This window comes from Streptomyces sp. NPDC093261, from assembly GCF_044753645.1.
Lineage (GTDB): Bacteria > Actinomycetota > Actinomycetes > Streptomycetales > Streptomycetaceae > Streptomyces.
On record NZ_JBIVNO010000001.1, the window covers coordinates 205898 to 221870 of the forward strand.

The 15973-nt window shown below is 71.4% G+C and carries 17 protein-coding genes and 2 pseudogenes; 8 read left to right on the forward strand and 11 right to left on the reverse strand.

Annotation, left to right across the window (positions count from 1 at the left end; all coding sequences use genetic code 11):
• Positions 1 to 211: 211 nt before the first annotated feature.
• On the forward strand, positions 212 to 1702 hold the full coding sequence (locus ACIP94_RS00990) for a glutamate synthase subunit beta (RefSeq protein WP_402417816.1): 1491 nt from the start codon (positions 212 to 214) through the stop codon (positions 1700 to 1702).
• Between the two features lie 114 nt (positions 1703 to 1816).
• On the opposite strand, the gene ACIP94_RS00995 is transcribed toward ACIP94_RS00990, so the two are convergent.
• The 3 genes from ACIP94_RS00995 to ACIP94_RS01005 form a co-directional block, all read right to left on the reverse strand.
• Positions 1817 to 2632 (reverse strand): SAM-dependent methyltransferase, encoded by an 816-nt coding sequence (locus ACIP94_RS00995; protein ID WP_402417818.1) that lies wholly within the window; start codon positions 2630 to 2632, stop codon positions 1817 to 1819.
• 209 nt (positions 2633 to 2841) lie between these two features.
• A complete protein-coding gene (locus tag ACIP94_RS01000; protein ID WP_365159110.1) occupies positions 2842 to 3096 on the reverse strand; it encodes a DUF397 domain-containing protein in 255 nt (84 codons plus the stop codon).
• Positions 3097 to 3957, reverse strand: a complete 861-nt coding sequence (locus ACIP94_RS01005; protein ID WP_402417820.1) for a helix-turn-helix domain-containing protein — start codon at positions 3955 to 3957, stop codon at positions 3097 to 3099.
• 471 nt (positions 3958 to 4428) lie between these two features.
• Here ACIP94_RS01005 and ACIP94_RS01010 point away from each other — a divergent pair, with 471 nt between their 5' ends.
• Both ACIP94_RS01010 and ACIP94_RS01015 read left to right on the forward strand, forming a co-directional pair.
• Complete coding sequence (locus ACIP94_RS01010) at positions 4429 to 5157, forward strand: ATP-binding protein (RefSeq protein WP_402417822.1); 729 nt, start codon at positions 4429 to 4431, stop codon at positions 5155 to 5157.
• Entirely contained in the window at positions 5148 to 5606 is a 459-nt protein-coding gene (locus ACIP94_RS01015) for a hypothetical protein (protein WP_402417824.1), read from the forward strand. Before ACIP94_RS01010 ends, ACIP94_RS01015 begins: the two co-directional genes overlap by 10 nt.
• A gap of 144 nt (positions 5607 to 5750) precedes the next feature.
• Here the strand turns inward: ACIP94_RS01015 and ACIP94_RS01020 are convergent, their stop codons facing one another.
• Together ACIP94_RS01020 and ACIP94_RS01025 are read right to left on the reverse strand one after the other, a co-directional pair.
• On the reverse strand, positions 5751 to 5924 hold the full coding sequence (locus tag ACIP94_RS01020; RefSeq protein WP_402417826.1) for a hypothetical protein: 174 nt from the start codon (positions 5922 to 5924) through the stop codon (positions 5751 to 5753).
• Between the two features lie 260 nt (positions 5925 to 6184).
• Positions 6185 to 6942, reverse strand: a pseudogene (locus ACIP94_RS01025) (FUSC family protein); the annotation flags it as partial.
• Here ACIP94_RS01025 and ACIP94_RS01030 point away from each other — a divergent pair.
• Positions 6932 to 7153: pseudogene (locus ACIP94_RS01030) on the forward strand (hypothetical protein); the annotation flags it as partial. The pseudogenes ACIP94_RS01025 and ACIP94_RS01030 overlap by 11 nt on opposite strands.
• 17 nt (positions 7154 to 7170) lie before the next feature.
• Here the strand turns inward: ACIP94_RS01030 and ACIP94_RS01035 are convergent.
• The gene (locus ACIP94_RS01035; RefSeq protein WP_402417828.1) at positions 7171 to 7872 is read right to left on the reverse strand and encodes a uracil-DNA glycosylase; all 702 of its coding nucleotides are present in this window, start codon (positions 7870 to 7872) and stop codon (positions 7171 to 7173) included.
• A gap of 95 nt (positions 7873 to 7967) precedes the next feature.
• Here ACIP94_RS01035 and ACIP94_RS01040 point away from each other — a divergent pair, with 95 nt between their 5' ends.
• Positions 7968 to 8780, forward strand: coding sequence for an RNA-binding S4 domain-containing protein (locus ACIP94_RS01040; protein WP_402417829.1), 813 nt, complete (start codon positions 7968 to 7970; stop codon positions 8778 to 8780).
• A 60-nt stretch (positions 8781 to 8840) separates the two neighbouring features.
• Here ACIP94_RS01040 and ACIP94_RS01045 read toward each other — a convergent pair whose 3' ends face one another.
• Positions 8841 to 9827, reverse strand: coding sequence for an acyltransferase domain-containing protein (locus tag ACIP94_RS01045; protein ID WP_402420281.1), 987 nt, complete (start codon positions 9825 to 9827; stop codon positions 8841 to 8843).
• 105 nt (positions 9828 to 9932) lie between these two features.
• On the opposite strand from ACIP94_RS01045, the gene ACIP94_RS01050 reads away from it, so the two are divergent.
• On the forward strand, positions 9933 to 10208 hold the full coding sequence (locus tag ACIP94_RS01050) for a DUF6343 family protein (protein ID WP_402417831.1): 276 nt from the start codon (positions 9933 to 9935) through the stop codon (positions 10206 to 10208).
• 166 nt (positions 10209 to 10374) lie between these two features.
• On the opposite strand, the gene ACIP94_RS01055 is transcribed toward ACIP94_RS01050, so the two are convergent.
• From ACIP94_RS01055 to rpsA, 4 genes are all read right to left on the reverse strand, one after another.
• Positions 10375 to 10755: a tetratricopeptide repeat protein gene (locus ACIP94_RS01055; protein ID WP_402417832.1), complete on the reverse strand. Its 381-nt coding sequence runs from the start codon at positions 10753 to 10755 to the stop codon at positions 10375 to 10377.
• A 50-nt stretch (positions 10756 to 10805) separates the two neighbouring features.
• Positions 10806 to 11414, reverse strand: coding sequence for a dephospho-CoA kinase (gene coaE / locus ACIP94_RS01060; protein WP_402417833.1), 609 nt, complete (start codon positions 11412 to 11414; stop codon positions 10806 to 10808).
• A 58-nt stretch (positions 11415 to 11472) separates the two neighbouring features.
• Entirely contained in the window at positions 11473 to 12411 is a 939-nt protein-coding gene (locus ACIP94_RS01065) for a PAC2 family protein (RefSeq protein WP_402417834.1), read from the reverse strand.
• Positions 12412 to 12598: 187 nt separating this feature from the next.
• The gene (rpsA, locus tag ACIP94_RS01070) at positions 12599 to 14089 is read right to left on the reverse strand and encodes a 30S ribosomal protein S1 (protein WP_310775576.1); all 1491 of its coding nucleotides are present in this window, start codon (positions 14087 to 14089) and stop codon (positions 12599 to 12601) included.
• Positions 14090 to 14433: 344 nt separating this feature from the next.
• Here rpsA and ACIP94_RS01075 point away from each other — a divergent pair, with 344 nt between their 5' ends.
• Both ACIP94_RS01075 and ACIP94_RS01080 read left to right on the forward strand, forming a co-directional pair.
• A complete protein-coding gene (locus ACIP94_RS01075) occupies positions 14434 to 15294 on the forward strand; it encodes a class I SAM-dependent methyltransferase (protein ID WP_402417836.1) in 861 nt (286 codons plus the stop codon).
• Between the two features lie 235 nt (positions 15295 to 15529).
• A complete protein-coding gene (locus ACIP94_RS01080; protein WP_402417838.1) occupies positions 15530 to 15817 on the forward strand; it encodes a hypothetical protein in 288 nt (95 codons plus the stop codon).
• The last annotated feature ends 156 nt before the right edge of the window (positions 15818 to 15973 follow it).

Consider the following 15973-nt stretch of genomic DNA (forward strand, 5'->3'; position numbering starts at 1 on the left):
CTCCAGGCCCGCCCAGTCGAACCGTATGCGAGGGGTCACCGGAATCGTGTGCGGCGTCACTGATGGTGACCGGTGAGTCGGGGCGGTCTCCGGTTTCCTCCTGAGCGGCCCGAGCCCTGGTCCGGGGGCCCTGACGACGAGGGGCGGACCGGCGGAGTGCGTCGTACCCTGGCACGAAGCGACCCCTTACGCGTACGCAAGGGGGACGGCCATGGCCGATCCCAAGGGCTTTATGAGCACCCCCCGGGAGGAGTGGCCCCGCAGGCCCGTGGAGGAGCGGGTGCGGGACTGGAACGAGGTCTACGTCCCGGGTGCGCTGCTGCCGATCATCAGCCGCCAGGCGAACCGGTGCATGGACTGCGGGGTCCCGTTCTGCCACCAGGCCTGCCCGCTCGGCAACCTGATCCCCGAGTGGAACAGTCTCGTCTCACGCGAGGACTGGCGCGCGGCCAGCGACCGACTGCACGCCACCAACAACTTTCCGGAGTTCACTGGGCGGCTGTGCCCGGCGCCGTGCGAGGCGGGGTGTGTGCTCGCCATCAACCAGCCCGCGGTCACCATCAAGAACGTGGAGGTGGCCATCGCCGACCGCGCCTGGGAGGAGGGGTTCGCGCCGCCGCGTCCGCCGGAGCGGCTGTCGGGGCGGACAGTCGCGGTCGTGGGGTCCGGCCCGGCCGGGCTCGCGGCGGCCCAGCAGCTCACCCGCGCCGGGCACACGGTGGCGGTGTACGAGCGCGCGGACCGGATCGGGGGGCTGCTGCGGTACGGGATACCGGCGTTCAAGATGGAGAAACGGCATCTCGACCGGCGGCTCGAGCAGATGCGGGCGGAGGGGACGAAGTTCCGTACGTCGACGGCCATAGGGAAGGACATCGGAGCCGCCGAGCTGCGGGCGCGGTACGACGCCGTGGTGATCGCGACGGGCGCCACGGCATGGCGGGAATTGGACGTGCCCGGGCGGGAGTTGGACGGGATCCATCAGGCGATGGTGTATCTGCCGCTGGCCGACCGGGTGTGCGAGGGAGACCTGGAGGTCTCGCCCCTGTCGGCCGCGGGGAAGCACGTCGTGATCGTGGGGGGCGGGGACACGGGGGCCGACTGTCTGGGCACCGCGGTGCGCGAAGGGGCGGCGTCCGTGACCCAGCTCGACATCTACCCGCAGCCGAAGACAGGCCGGAACGAGGACACCGAGCCGTGGCCGACGTACCCGAAGATCTACCGGCTGTCCGCCGCGCACGAGGAGGCGCGCGATCTGCGGACGGCGCCCGCGGCGGACGCGGACGCGCGACTGTTCGCGGCGTCCACGCTGCACTTCACGGGGGACGCCGAGGGACATGTACGCGCCCTGCACCTGGTCGAGGTGGACGAGCGGAGGCGACCGGTGTCGGGTACCGGGCGGACGCTGCCCGCGGACCTCGTGCTGCTCGCGCTGGGGTTCTCGGGACCCGACCGCGGGGACGGGCTGATCGACCAGCTCGGGATCGCGCTCGACGCACGCGGGACCATCGCACGGGACGAGAACTTCGGCACTAACGTCCCGGGGGTGTACGCCGCAGGCGACGCCGCGCGCGGACAGTCGCTGATCGTGTGGGCGATCGCCGAGGGGCGGGCCGTCGCGGCGGCGGTCGACCGGCGGCTGACGAGCGGTGCGTCGCACCTGTCGGCGCCGATCGGTCCGTATGACCGGCCGATGACGGCGTAGCCGCACGGAGACGGACGGCCCCCCTCTCGCAGCGTCGGAGGGGTCGATGACCGAGGGCCACGCTCCAGCAGGCGCATGGCCCCTGGGCCACGGCCGTCGAACGGATCCCCTCGGTTACGGCTTGCGGGCCACCGCGCCGTAGCCGGGGATGACCCCGTCGTCCTGCCCCGGGACCGGATCACCCAGCTCCGGGTGCCACTTGTGGACCACCTCGACCCGGGGTTCGATGAGGTCGAGCCCGTGGAAGAAGCGGGCGACCTGATCGCGGGAGCGAAGCGCGAGGGTCACTCCGGCCGCCTTGAGCTTCTCCGTCGCCGCCGCCGATTCCTCCGGGGTGAAGTCGGCGGTGGCGTGGGTCATCATGAGATAACTGCCGGAGGGGATTTCGGACAGCAGCCGGTCAACCAGTGCGTGCGCGCCATCCTCGTCGGAGACGAAGTGCAGCAACGCCACGAGGGACAACGCGACGGGCCGGCCGAAGTCCAGGACCCGCTTGGCACCTTCGATGATGGCGTCGGGCTCACGCACGTCGGCCTGCAGGTACCGGGTCACTCCCTGGGGCGTGCCGCGCAGCAGGGCCGCCGCGTGGGCCGGCACGATGGGGTCGTTGTCGCAGTAGACGATGCGCGCGTCCGGCGCGATGTCCTGAGCGATCTGATGCAGGTTCGGCTCGGTCGGAATGCCCGTGCCGATGTCCAGGAACTGCCGTACGCCGTGGTGCGCCGGCCAGCGCGTGGCGCGGTGTATGAACGCACGGTTGACCCGCGCCATCACCGGCACCCTCGGGTCGAGGGCGAGCATCTGCCGGCCCATCTCCTCGTCGACGGGGTAGTTGTCCTTCCCACCGAGGTACCAGTCGTACATCCGGGCCGGGTGCGGCTTGCCGGTGGCGATGACGACGGGGTCCGGTGCGGGGTTCTGCCCGGTCATGGAGGAAATCCGTAATTCCACGGGTATGTCAGTGATCAACTGAACTGGACAACCGAACTGAGCTGAAGTGAACAACCGAACCGGACGACTGAAGTGGACGGCTGAAGTGGACGACTGAATGGCAAGTCAGTGCTGCCGGCGCCTCGGTGGTGCCGATGCCTCAGGGCGCTTCAGTGGTGCGGACAACAACGTCGTGGAGCGACGATCGGTCACGAGAGCAGGAAATCGGCCACCCCTGCCTTGGCCCCCTCGATGAACGCGGTCATCTCGTCGGAGGTGTAGATCAGCGCGGGCCCGTCCGGATCGGTGGACTGGCGGACGGCGATCCGGCCGTCGGCGAGCTTCATCGCCTCCAGACAGTTGCCGCCGTTGCCTCCGCTCCACGGCTTGTGCCAGCCCTCGCTGCCGAGTTCACGGGCGGGCATGCCGTTGTAGACGCGTTCGCGCGGCGTGATGCGATCCATTCACAGCTCCTTGCGGAGATCCTCGAGGATCTCCTTCGTGCGTTGTGCCGTAGCGGCCTGGGCCGCCATGCGGTCCATGACCTCGAGGTGGGTCGCCACCTCGGTGCGCGCGTCGAGATAGACGGCGCCGGTCAGGTACTCGCTGTAGACCATGTCCGGCAGTTCTGACATGGCAAATCGGAACAGGACGAAGGGCCCGTACGTACCAGGGTGCGGTCCCGAGGAGAACTCGAGTACCTGCAACGTCACATGGGGCAGTCGCGTGACCTCCAGCAACCGGTCGACCTGGGCACGCATGACATGGGGCCCGACGACGGGCCGACGCAGCGCGGTCTCCTCCATCACCACCCAGATCCGGGGGGCGTCCTGGCGTGTGAGGAGCGCCTGGCGCTGCATGCGCAACGCCACATGACGCTCGATGTCCTCGGGGCTGGTCTGTCCTACGGCACCCGATCTCAGGACGCCGTGGGCATACTCCTCGGTCTGCATGATGCCGGGCACGAAGTGCGGTTCGTACTGGCGGATGAGCGCGGCCGCGCCCTCCAGGCTGACGTACATCGAGAACCAGCCCGGCAGGATGTCGTGAAACCGCTGCCACCAGCCCGGCCTGTTGGCGTCCTCGGCGAGTCGGACGAAGGCCTCGGCCTCCTCGTCGCTCACCCCGTACGCCTTCAGCAGAAGCTGGAGGTACGGGATCTTCAGGGCGACCTCTGCCGTCTCCATGCGGCGGACGGTGGCGGGCGCGACGCGCAGAATGCGTGCGGCCTCCTCCCGTTTGAGGCCCGCGCGTTCACGCAGGTCCAGCAGGCGTCGGCCGAGGACGACCTGGCCGACCGTCGGTGCCGAACGCGGTTCGCTCACCTCGCGTTCCTCCTGTCCTGATGTGTCCTCACGTGTACCGACGGTCCCCTGACAGCCCGGATGACGCCATTCGGGACCTTCCGGCGCTTCCGCCGCAAACACCCGCGTTCGGCCTCGATCCGTTCTTGGTGGTTCGGTCCGTTTCCGTACTGGTTCGACCCACTTCGGTGCTGGTACGACCCACTTCGGTACCGGCTCGACCCGCTTCGATGCTGGCTCGACCCACTTCGGCGCCGACTCGACCCGCTTCGATGCCGACTCGACCGGCTCGGTGCTGGTTCGATCCGTTCCCTGCCGATCCGATCCGTTCCCCGCCGGTGTGGGTGCCGGTCTTGGCCGCCCTTGCCGCGGAACCCAACTGGCGCCGCTCGGCAGGCCGTTGCGAGCAGTGTGCCATGGCCCTTCACCGAGTCACACCGCACTCTGCATTTTTCAGAGTGACCCTTGCCAAGTGTTCATGTCACGGCGATAGTGGCAAGCGTGATTCCGTCCGCGCCGTTAGGAACAGACGCCGTCGCAGACCGGTTCGGCCTGGGTGGCGCCTCAGCGCTGCGCCCCGCCGCGGCTGACGAGCGCCGTTTCCGGTTCGAGCTGGCCGCACACCCCGGCTCCGTCAGCCAGGCCCGGCGGCTGACACGCACCCGGCTGTCCGGCTGGGCGGTGTGCGAGGACACGTGCGACACGGCCGCCCTGGTCGTCTCGGAACTCGTCACCAACGCGATCGTGCACACCGCCGGAGAGCAAGTCGTGTGTGAAGTGCACGACACCGGTGATCTGGTGCGCATCGCCGTCCAGGACGAGGGATGCGCTCCGGGCAAGCCGCACACCGGTCCACAGCGTCCCGAGGAGGAGCACGGGAGGGGACTCCTTCTCGTCGCGGCGCTGTGTCGGGCCTGGGGAGCCCAGGAGGCGGGGCCCGGGCTGCTGGTCTGGGCGGAGCTGGCACGGGACGCCGCACAGTCGGCGTCCCGTGAGCCGTCCGGCCCCGAGCAGCCGTCCCGGGACCTGTCGCGTTCCGGCGGCAGGTCCCGGGCGACAGGGGACACGACGGCCCGGTCCGACCTCGGCTGGGGTGCCAAGAAGCCGCCAGGGGAGGACGAGGCACGTTCGGACCTGGGCTGGGGTGCCAAGCGGCCCCCGGCCGAGGGCCGGGGTTCCGGGGCGGAGGCGTCCTGGGGGACGGGGACCGCGTGGGCGTGAGGGGCGCTGGGTCCGCGGGACAGGGGACCGCACAGGTGCTGGCCCTCGCCTCGCTGGTCCGCCTCGGACGGGCGCGACGGACGTCCGGTGCGCCGTCCAGGAGACTCGTCCTGCCCGAGGACATGACGGCGCCACTGGGCTGCGACGCGGTGACCGTACCCGCCTCCCACGGCCCGCTGTTGCTCTCCAGACTGCCGAGGGTGGGCTGTGTGTACGCCGACCGGGCCGACTGGTGGTGGATCGTGCCGTCGGACTCCGATGTCGCACTGAGCTGGCCGGCGCCCGCCCGCTACTCCAATGAAGCACGCGTCCCGGAGGCGTCCGACGGCCCGGGTCTCATTCACCGGCCGGGCGACACCATGCCGTACACGCCGCCCATCCCGCTGTATCTCGCCCTGTGTCAGGTCACGGGCACGGCACCGGCGTGGTCGCGTCCGCTCAGCGCCTGACCGGAGAATCGATCGTCCATGTGACGCGCCGGCGCAGTGGAGCGCCTGCCGCTCCGGGTCTTCTCGTACGCGGGCGGCGCCGCCACGGCCGGACAAAGGCAGACCCGCCCGGTGACCGTGACCGGCCGAGGGTGACGGACGCGGTCACTCGGCGGCGTTGGCCCCCCGCACGATCACCAGGAACGCGTCCGCCGCGAGGTCCATGACGACCTCCGCGGGCTGCCCCTCCAGGCGGCGCGCCTGCGCGTACTCCTCCGCGGGCCACGAGCCGCGCGGCCCGCCTGCGGGAAAGCGCTCCAGAACCGTTCGCCCCTTCACCCTGCACCTCCTTGCAACGCCGAGTCTCGGCGGCCGATCTCGATCGGCTCGTAGAGTTAAACGCCTCTCCCCGGGTGAACGGCTCGTGAAGTGACGGTACTGAGACGTATTCGACACTCGGTCACGGCCGACTGATGAGGAAAGCCCCGTAGTGACCTGATTTGTTCGGACACAGGGGCACCTCAAGTCCCCTGCGTCACGGGCAGCGTGGGCGCATGGACGCGCCGGCTCACGGGCCGGGCACGGTCATCCGGCCGCCGTCAGACCGCCGGCGGCAGACGCGAAGCCTGCGGAGCGCCGAGTCCGGCGTGCGCGCGTCGCTCGGCGAGTTCGTCGAGGAGTCCGGTGAGCCGTTCCCGGTGACGGGGCGACAGCCGCCCACTGTCGTCGAGGTGCACGGCGCACGGGGTGGTCGTGTCGACCAGCCGTTCGAGCGTGGCGGCCACCTCATCCGTGCCCCGTGTGTGCCGGGCGAGGGCGGGCAGTTCGGCGGCGGCCAGGTCGATCGCGGTACGGGCATCGGCGAGCGCACGGTAGGCCTCGCGGCGCAGCGCCCAGCGCCGGGTGCGGTCGTCCTCGTGGGCCGGTACGTGCGCGAGGCAAGCGCCGGGTGCGGTCGTCCTCGTGGGCCAGTACGTGCGCGAGGCAAGCGCCGGGTGCGGTCGTCCTCGTGGGCCAGTACGTGCGCGAGGCGGGCGTGCGCCGCCTCCACCGCCCGGGCCGGCCGCGCCCGTACGGTGCCGCCGCGTTGCCCCGGGGGCGGCAGATGCCCGACGAGCAGCACGATCCCACAGGCCATCAGCGTCTCCCCGATCCGGCTCCGGGAGGCCGCCGGTTCTCCGCCTGCCATGACCAGGGCGAGGACGAGAACGGTCACCACCGCGGTCTGGGCTGCGAAGGGCCGGGGGATCAGCGCTCCGCACGGTGCCACAAGGGCGATGAGCCCCGCCGGCCGGGGCAGCAGGGCGGCAGGCACGGCGAAGACGACGGCGCCGAGCACCGACGCGCAGCTGCGCGCGGTCGGGAGCGACATGGCGCATGCGGTGTCCACGCGCGTGTATGTGGTGAGCGGTGGGCCGGCGGTGCTCTCCGCCGTGTGGGACGTGGTCGGGGCGTCAGGGCTCGGCGCCGGGCCGCACTCCTCGACCCTTGGCGGAGTGGCCTGCCTCGGCTACCCCGGCCGGCTCGTGGAGGTCACCGCGACCGCCGTGGTTTCCACGGGGCGGTGAACCGCGCCGGTCCACCCCTACGGTGCGGTCGGCAACCCCGCCGCATGCGCCGCCGCACGCAGCACGTCCCGGAGCATCGCAGGGGTCAGCCGGCCCGTGAACGTGTTGCGCTGGCTGACATGGAAGCAGCCGAAGAGCTCCAGCCCGTCCAGCGGCACCCGGGCCGCGTGCCCGAAGGCGGGCCGTGGCCGGGGCACGGCCCAGCCCGCCTCGGCGAGCGCGGTCAGTGCGGCCTGCCAGCCGAAGGCGCCGAGCGCGACCACGGCGCGCAGGGACGGGCGCAGCAGTCGCAGTTCCTGCACGAGCCAGGGCCGGCAGGTGTTCCGCTCCTCGGGCGTCGGTTTGTTGGCCGGCGGAGCGCAGTGGACGGGCGCGGTGACGCGTACGCCGTAGAGTTCGAGCCCGTCGTCGGCGGACACCGACGTGGGCTGCGACGCCAGCCCGACAGCGTGCAGAGCCTCGTACAGCACATCCCCGGACCGGTCCCCGGTGAACATCCGTCCGGTCCGGTTCCCGCCGTGTGCCGCGGGTGCGAGCCCCACGACGAGCAGCCTCGCATCAGGCGGCCCGAAGCCCGGCACCGGCCGCCCCCAGTACGTCCAGTCGGCGAACGCGGCGCGCTTGGTACGGGCCACCTCCTCACGCCAGGCGACCAGGCGGGGGCAGGCCCGGCACCGGGTGATCTCCTCGTCCAGCCTGGCGAGGCTGCTGTCGTCCATGCCTCCACGGTAGGTCCGCACGGCGAGCGCCCGGGCCGTCGGGCCCGCGGAAAAGGCGTCGGGTGCACGGGGCCCGGCGAGCTAAGGTCGGGGACATGGCTTCCGAAGGCACCGACGACGAGAGGGCGGGCGGGACCGGGGCATCCCGCGCGACGGCGACGGACCAGGAGTCCGGGCCCCGCCGGGACGGCGGCGAGACCGCACCCCGGGAGTCCGGTGCGGACACCCCGGACCCCGACGCCGCCGCCCAGGGCAGGGACCCGAAGACCGCTGCCGCGGTGGCCGCCGCCGAGGCGGCCGGCCCGGCGCCCGGCGAGAGTGTGCGCATCGACAGCTGGATCTGGTCCGTGCGGCTCATCAAGACCCGCTCGGCCGGCGCCACCGCCTGCCGGGGCGGGCACGTCCGGGTCAACGGCGAGCGCGTGAAGCCCGCGCACTCCGTGCGGATCGGCGATGAGGTACGGCTGCGGCACGAGGGCGGGGAGCGGGTCGTCGTGGTGAAGCGGCTGATCCGCAAGCGGGTGGGGGCCCCGGTGGCGGTCCAGTGCTATGTCGACAACAGCCCTCCCCCGCCGCCCCGCGAGGCCGTGGCTCCGGCGGGCATCCGCGACCGCGGCGCCGGCCGTCCCACCAAGCGCGACCGCCGCGAGATGGAACGCCTGCGCGGTCTGGGCACGGCACCCGGCAGTCCGTACGACGGCTACGCCGAAGCCCTCGGCGCCCAGAGCCGGGCCGAGGGCCGGGGCCGGACCGGTGGCCAGGGTGGGTCCGGTGGCCGGGGCCGGACCGGTGGCCAGGGTGGGTCCGGTGGCCAGGGCCGGACCGGTGGCCAGAGCGGGACCGGTGGCCAGGGCGGGTCGAGGGGCCGTGACCGGGCTCAGGGGCGGAGCGGCTCCGGCAGCCGCTGAGGAGGGGGACGGCGAGGTCGAGACGACGGCGGGCGGTCATGACCGGCCGCCGCGCCCGGCTCACAGGGCGAACCAGCCGTGACCCGTGTACCAGTGCCCGCCCGCGCGCAGATGGTCCACCACCGCCCGCTCGACGCTCGAGCGCCGCGGCAGTTCCACCACCGGCAGGTCGGGATCGCCGAAGACGAACCCGATGGGCACCCCGTCGTCGGGTGCCGTCTCCTCGTACGCGATCTCGAAGCGGTCCTGGAAACGGATGATGTTGGAGCCGGCGGGCAGATACCGCCTGAGCTGCGGATCCAGCAGCCACGAGTGGCACACGGCGATCTCATGGCGCTCGTCGGGGTAGTGACGGGCGAAGAACTCCCGTGCCAGGGCCAGGGAACGCTCGCACGCAGCCGGTGACAGCGGGCCCCGGAAGCCGGGTATGTGCAGCTCCAGGCACAGGTCGCCGGGCCCCAGCCCGTGCCCCGCCGCCGCGACGGCCCGGCCCGTGCGCTCCCCCAGCCGTCCGCGCTGGAACTGCAACCGCCCGAGTTGGAACAGCTCTCCGTGGAAGTGCAGCGCCGGCCACCACGGGAACAGCAGTCCCCCGGTGCCGCGTCGTCTGCGGTGCACCGCGACCTGGCGTCCGAGATCCGCCAGCGTCCGGCGGGTCACCTCCTCCGGAACACCGCGCTCCCGGTGGTACGCGCGCACATACGGAAGCGAGGCGACGAAGACGTAGAGATGGAAGAACCGCCCGAGCGCCCCGGCCGAGGCCGGGAACAGGGGCGGCTCACAGGCTTTCCCGATCTCCCCCATGTCGCGCACGAAACGGGTGACGCACCGCGCCAGCAGCCTCATCGCCTCGGGGTCCCGGCCCAGCCGGACCCGCAGCGCGACGACTTCGTTGATGTCCTCGTGGGGTACGGCCAGGTCGAGCAGGATGTCGGGCAGTTCGTCCGCCTCTGGCAGGACGACGGCCACGCCCGCGGCGTCCTCGCGCTCCAGGTCCCTCAGCCACTCGGCGAGCCTCGCGTCCGCCCGCACCGCCTCCAGCAGCACCATCGCCTCCCCTGGTGACCCCGGCCGCGCCCCCGCGCCTCCGGATTCCGGTCGCCGTTCCATGGTGAACATGCACCACGAAGGGTACGTGACCGGTCAGGAGTGATGATGGTGATGCGTACGGGCAGTGAACCGGCGACGGCGCGCAGTGCGCTGCGGATGCGCTTCTGGCTGAGCGTCTGGGGCCTGGCCTGGGCAACCTTCGGAACGGTCATCTTCGCGCTGGTGGGACGGCCGGGCTGGGCGATCGCGTGCGGAGTGCTGTGGCTGGTGATCACCGCGGACATGGCCATGATCGTCCGGCACATCCGGCAAGGGCCCCACTGGCAGCCGGGCCGCGACGTCCCGCCGTATCCGCCGCCAGGCCGGCGCCGCTGGTAGGGGCCGTAGCGGCCCTCGTGCTTCCGCGGCCGTCCGGACAGGGGCCGAAGCCGCCACCTCTGGGCTACGGTCCCGAGCCCGCCGTGTCCGGACCATGAAGCCCGCCGTGTCCGGGCTACGATCCGAAGCGCGCCGTGGGGCTGCGATCCGAGACTCCGCGTCCGGGCTATGAGTCGAAGCCCGCCGCCTTCAGGTACTGCGGGTTGGGGTCCAGCGCGGCCGCCAGCCGGAAGTGCCGCTTCGCCTCCTCGGGCCGCGCCTGACGCTCATAGGTGCGGGCCAGTGCGAAGTGCGCGAACGCGTTGTCCGGCTCACGCTCCAGCACGATGCTGAATTCCAGCTCCGCGGGGCGCAGTTGCGCGGCGGCGAAGAAGGCACGCGCGCGCAGCAGTCGCGCGGCCGTGTTCTCGGGGTGCGCGGCGATCACGCCGTCCAGCAGCTTGACCGCGCCCCGCGGATCCCGTGCGGCGAGCAACTGCTCGGCGGCACGGAAGTCGATCACATGGGTCTCCGGACTACGTCCGGTGGGATCGCTGATCTCGGGCACGGCTGAGTCCTTCCCTTACTGGAGCGATTCAACGCTCCCCGCGGCGATCGCTATTCCGGTGAGCGCCCGGCCCGGCGCACGAGATCCGCCCAGACCTCCCTCACCTGCCGTCGCAGCTCCTCCAGGGGGACGTCGTTGTCGATGACGATGTCCGCGATCTCCAGGCGCTTCTCGCGCGACGCCTGGGCGGCCATGCGCGCCCGTGCGTCCTCCTCCGTCATGCCGCGCAGGCGGACGAGCCGGTCGAGCTGGGTGGCGGGGCTCGCGTCGACGACGACCACCACGTCGTAGAGCGGGGCGAGTCCGTTCTCCGTGAGGAGGGGCACGTCGTGGACGACCACGGCGTCCTCGGGCGCGGCGGTCTCCAGCTCACGGGAGCGGGCGCCGACCAGGGGGTGCACGATCGAGTTGAGGACGGCGAGCTTCCCGGGATCGGAGAAGACGAGGGAGCCCAGTCCGGGGCGGTCCAGGCTGCCGTCGGGGGTGAGCACGTCCCCACCGAAGGCCTCGACGACCGCCGCGAGCCCGGGAGTGCCGGGCGCCACGACCTCGCGCGCGATGCGATCCGCGTCGATCAGCACGGCCCCGCACTCCACGAGCAGCCGCGACACCTCGCTCTTGCCGGCGCCGATACCGCCGGTCAGGCCCACCTTCAGCATGACGGGAAGCCTACGGCCTGCCACTGACAGTCGCGGTGGCAGGCCGTGCCCTCGGCCCTCAGCCCTCGCCCTCGCGCTCCGCGAGGAAACGCTCGAATTCCTGTCCGATCTCGTCCGCGGACGGGATCTCGACGGGCTCCGCGAGCATGTTGCCGCGCGTCTCGGCGCCCGCGGCGGCGTCGTACTGGTGCTCCAGGCCCTGGACGAGCGCGACCAACTCCTCGTCGCCTTCCTGGATCTGGCGCTCGATCTCCGTCTGCGTGCGGTGCGCGTCCGTGCGCAGCGAGTGCGCGATCCCCGGGAGGACGAGTCCCGTCGCGGCCGTGACGGCCTCCAGAACCGTCAGCGCGGCGTCCGGGTACGGGGAGCGGGCGATGTAGTGCGGGACATGCGCGGCGACGCCCAGGACATCGTGCCCGGCCTCCATGAGCCGGTACTCGACCAGGGACTCGGCGCTGCCCGGGACCTGCGCCTCCTCGAAGGGGCTGCGGTGGCCCGGCACGAGGTCGGTACGGTTGCCGTGCGGGGTGAGGCCCACCGGGCGGGTGTGCGGCACACCCATGGGGATGCCGTGGAAGTTGACGGCCAGACGGACACCGAGCCGCTCCACGATCTGCCCGACGGCGGCGGCGAACCGCTCCCACTCCACATCCGGTTCGGGACCGGACAACAGCAGGAAGGGCGCCCCGGTGGCGTCCTGGACCAGACGCACCTCGATGGACGGGACCTCGTACGCCGTCCACCGGTCCCGCTTGAAGGTGAGCAAGGGACGGCGCGCGCGGTAGTCCACGAGCCGGTCGTGGTCGAAGCGCGCCACGACCTGGTGAGGCAGCGAGTCGAGGAGCCGGTCGACGATCTGGTCGCCGGTCTCGCCCGCGTCGATGTATCCGTCGAAGTGGTAGAGCATGACCAGGCCCGCCGACTCCTGGGCTAGCGCCATGTCGACGACGGCGAGCCCCTTCGGCTCCCATGCGTACAAACCCTGCGGATCAAGCACTGTGGACCGCTCCTCCTCGTGTTCTTTCCGGCACAACGCGCTCCGGCACGTGGGCATTCCCGGGCCCGCGTCCGTGAGCTGCCCCCTCCTGCGGTTCGGGCGGTCGCCTCTGGTCGGACACGCCTGAGGGCCCACCCCCCATGGGGGGTGGGCCCTCAGTCAACAGCTACCGCCTAGCGGCGAGCGCTCAGCTCTGGCCGCCGGCCAGCTTCTCGCGCAGGGCAGCCAGCGCCTCGTCCGACGCCAGGGCGCCGGAGGTGTCGCCACCCTCGGAGGAGTACGAACCGCCGGTCGCGGCCGGAGCGGCGGCCTCGCCACCCTCGGCAGCGGCGGCAGCGTCGGCCTCGCGGCTCTTGATGACCTGCTGCTGGTGCTGCTCGAAGCGCTGCTGCGCCTCGGCGTACTGGCGCTCCCACTCCTCGCGCTGCTTCTCGTAGCCCTCGAGCCAGTCGTTGGTCTCGGGGTCGAAGCCCTCGGGGTAGATGTAGTTGCCCTGGTCGTCGTAGGACGCGGCCATGCCGTACAGGGTCGGGTCGAACTCGACCGACGCCGGGTCCGCACCGAAGGACTCGTTGGCCTGCTTCAGCGAGAGGCTGATGCGGCGGCGCTCGAGGTCGATGTCGATGACCTTGACGAAGATCTCGTCGTTGACCTGGACGACCTGCTCCGGGATCTCCACGTGGCGCTCGGCCAGCTCGGAGATGTGGACCAGACCCTCGATGCCCTCGTCCACGCGGACGAACGCACCGAACGGAACCAGCTTCGTGACCTTACCGGGCACGACCTGGCCGATCTGGTGGGTGCGGGCGAACTGCTGCCACGGGTCTTCCTGGGTCGCCTTCAGCGACAGGGAGACACGCTCGCGGTCCATGTCGACGTCGAGGACCTCGACGGTGACCTCCTGGCCGACCTCGACGACCTCGGACGGGTGATCGATGTGCTTCCAGGACAGCTCGGAGACGTGGACCAGACCGTCGACGCCACCCAGGTCCACGAAGGCACCGAAGTTGACGATCGAGGAGACCACACCAGAGCGGACCTGACCCTTCTGGAGGGTCGTGAGGAACGTCTGGCGGACCTCGGACTGGGTCTGCTCGAGCCAGGCGCGGCGGGACAGGACCACGTTGTTGCGGTTCTTGTCCAGCTCGATGATCTTCGCCTCGAGCTCCTTGCCGACGTACGGCTGGAGGTCACGCACGCGGCGCATCTCGACCAGGGAGGCCGGGAGGAAGCCACGGAGGCCGATGTCGAGGATGAGACCACCCTTGACGACCTCGATGACGGTACCGGTGACGATGCCGTCCTCTTCCTTGATCTTCTCGATGGTGCCCCAGGCACGCTCGTACTGGGCGCGCTTCTTCGAGAGGATCAGGCGGCCTTCCTTGTCCTCCTTCTGGAGGACGAGGGCCTCGATCTCGTCGCCGACGGCAACGACCTCGTTCGGGTCGACGTCGTGCTTGATCGAGAGTTCGCGGCTCGGGATGACACCTTCGGTCTTGTAACCGATGTCGAGCAGGACCTCGTCCCGGTCGACCTTCACGATGACGCCGTCGACGATGTCGCCGTCGTTGAAGTACTTGATCGTCTCGTCGATCGCTGCGAGGAAGGCTTCCTCGTTACCGATGTCGTTGACCGCTACCTGCGGGGTGGTGGCGGTGGTCTCGGTGCTGCTCGTCATGTGGGAAAGGGCTCCGGTACGGACATTGAAGTCGTAGGCACTGCTTACGCCGGGAGCCCGTTTCGCTCTGTAGAAGCCGGACAGCCAAGGAAGCGCCCCACCATTCACTGGTGGCAGCGCCTCGAGAACCGAGGGGACATACAACAGATGCGAGCGCAGCCTGCTACGTCTGAGGTGCGCAGGCCCGCAGCGCAACTTGTAGCATACGGGGGCAGCCGGACAGGGTCAATGCGCGAACGCGCACACCCGGGGCGGATCGCCGCATTCCCGGCACAAGGCGGCCTGCGACACCACCCGTATACCGGACACGCCACGAGGCCGCGCAGGCCTGAGACACCTCTTCCGTGACACCACCGAGGCGGGATGGACGGAAGAGTACGACGAGGGAGCCGATCATCCAAGAGCCCGAGCAGTCCGAGCCGGAAGCCACCCGACGTGCCGCGGGCGTCACGGAGAGCTCCCGAGCCAACCGGGGCTGGTGGGACCGGAACGCGGACGAGTACCAGATCGAGCACGGCACCTTCCTCGGCGACGACCGCTTCGTCTGGGGCCCGGAGGGGCTCGACGAGGCCGAGGCGGAGCTGCTCGGCCCACCCGGGGATCTCAAGGGCAAGGGCGTCCTGGAGATCGGCGCCGGCGCGGCGCAGTGCTCCCGGTGGCTGGCCGGGCAGGGCGCCCGTCCGGTGGCGCTGGACCTCTCCCACCGCCAGCTCCAGCACTCCCTGCGCATCGGCGGGACCTTCCCCCTGGTCCAGGCCGACGCGGCCATGCTGCCCTTCCGGGACGGCTCCTTCGACCTCGCGTGCTCCGCGTACGGCGCGCTGCCGTTCGTCGCGGACCCGGTCCTCGTCCTGCGCGAGGTGCACCGGGTGCTGCGTCCCGGCGGCCGCTTCGTCTTCTCGGTGACGCACCCGATCCGCTGGGCGTTCCCGGACGAGCCGGGCCCCGAGGGTCTGTCGGTGTCGGCCTCGTACTTCGACCGCACGCCCTACGTCGAGCAGGACGAGCGGGGCCGGGCGGTCTACGTGGAGCACCATCGCACGCTCGGTGACCGGGTGCGGGACATCGCGTCATCCGGCTTCCGGCTCGTCGACCTGGTCGAGCCCGAGTGGCCCGCCTGGAACACCGCGGAGTGGGGCGGCTGGTCGCCGCTGCGGGGCGGCCTGATCCCGGGTACGGCGATCTTCGTGTGCGACCGGGACTGACGGCGCGCCGGCGGGGCTGACCGTGCGGGAGCGGGGCTGAAGGGGCGGCCCCGGGCGGTTCCGGCCGGGTTCCGGCCCATCGGCGGCGCGGGCAGCCGGCCGCGTGTGCCCGCCATGCGGGCCGGGCAGAACCAATGAGTCGACAAGTCGCCCTCGAGGCTGCGGTCAGCGGTGCCACGCGGTGGGGGGTACGCGCATGCACGTCTGTCCGGTCTGCAAGCGGAGCGACAGGACCATGAAGCTCAGCGCGCACTGGAGGGCGCTTCCGGCCGACCGGCGGGCCGGGGCACAGCAGCTCGCACGTCCCGCGCTCCACGACGAGCGCTGGAGCGCACCGCTGGGGCTGCTCACCCTGGGCTGCGCCCTCCTCGTCTGCGAAGCGTGGCTCGGCTTCGTCGGGGTGGCCGGCGGGGGCCTCTGGCTGGTGTCGCTGCGCGACAGGGTGGCCCAGGCGGCGAGGCAACGCGCCGACTGGCACCGGAAACAGTTCTGCCGCCGGTGCCAGCACGACTTTCTGCCCTGACTCCGTGCCGGCTTTATTCCCTGACTCCGTGCCGGCTTTCCTCCCTGACACCGTGGCGGCCTTCTTCCCTGACACCGTGGCGGCGCCGCCTGGGAAACTGGTGTAGTGATCCGCCACGACGCCCTCGACCGCCTTCCCGTCCGCTCCGCCGTCCCC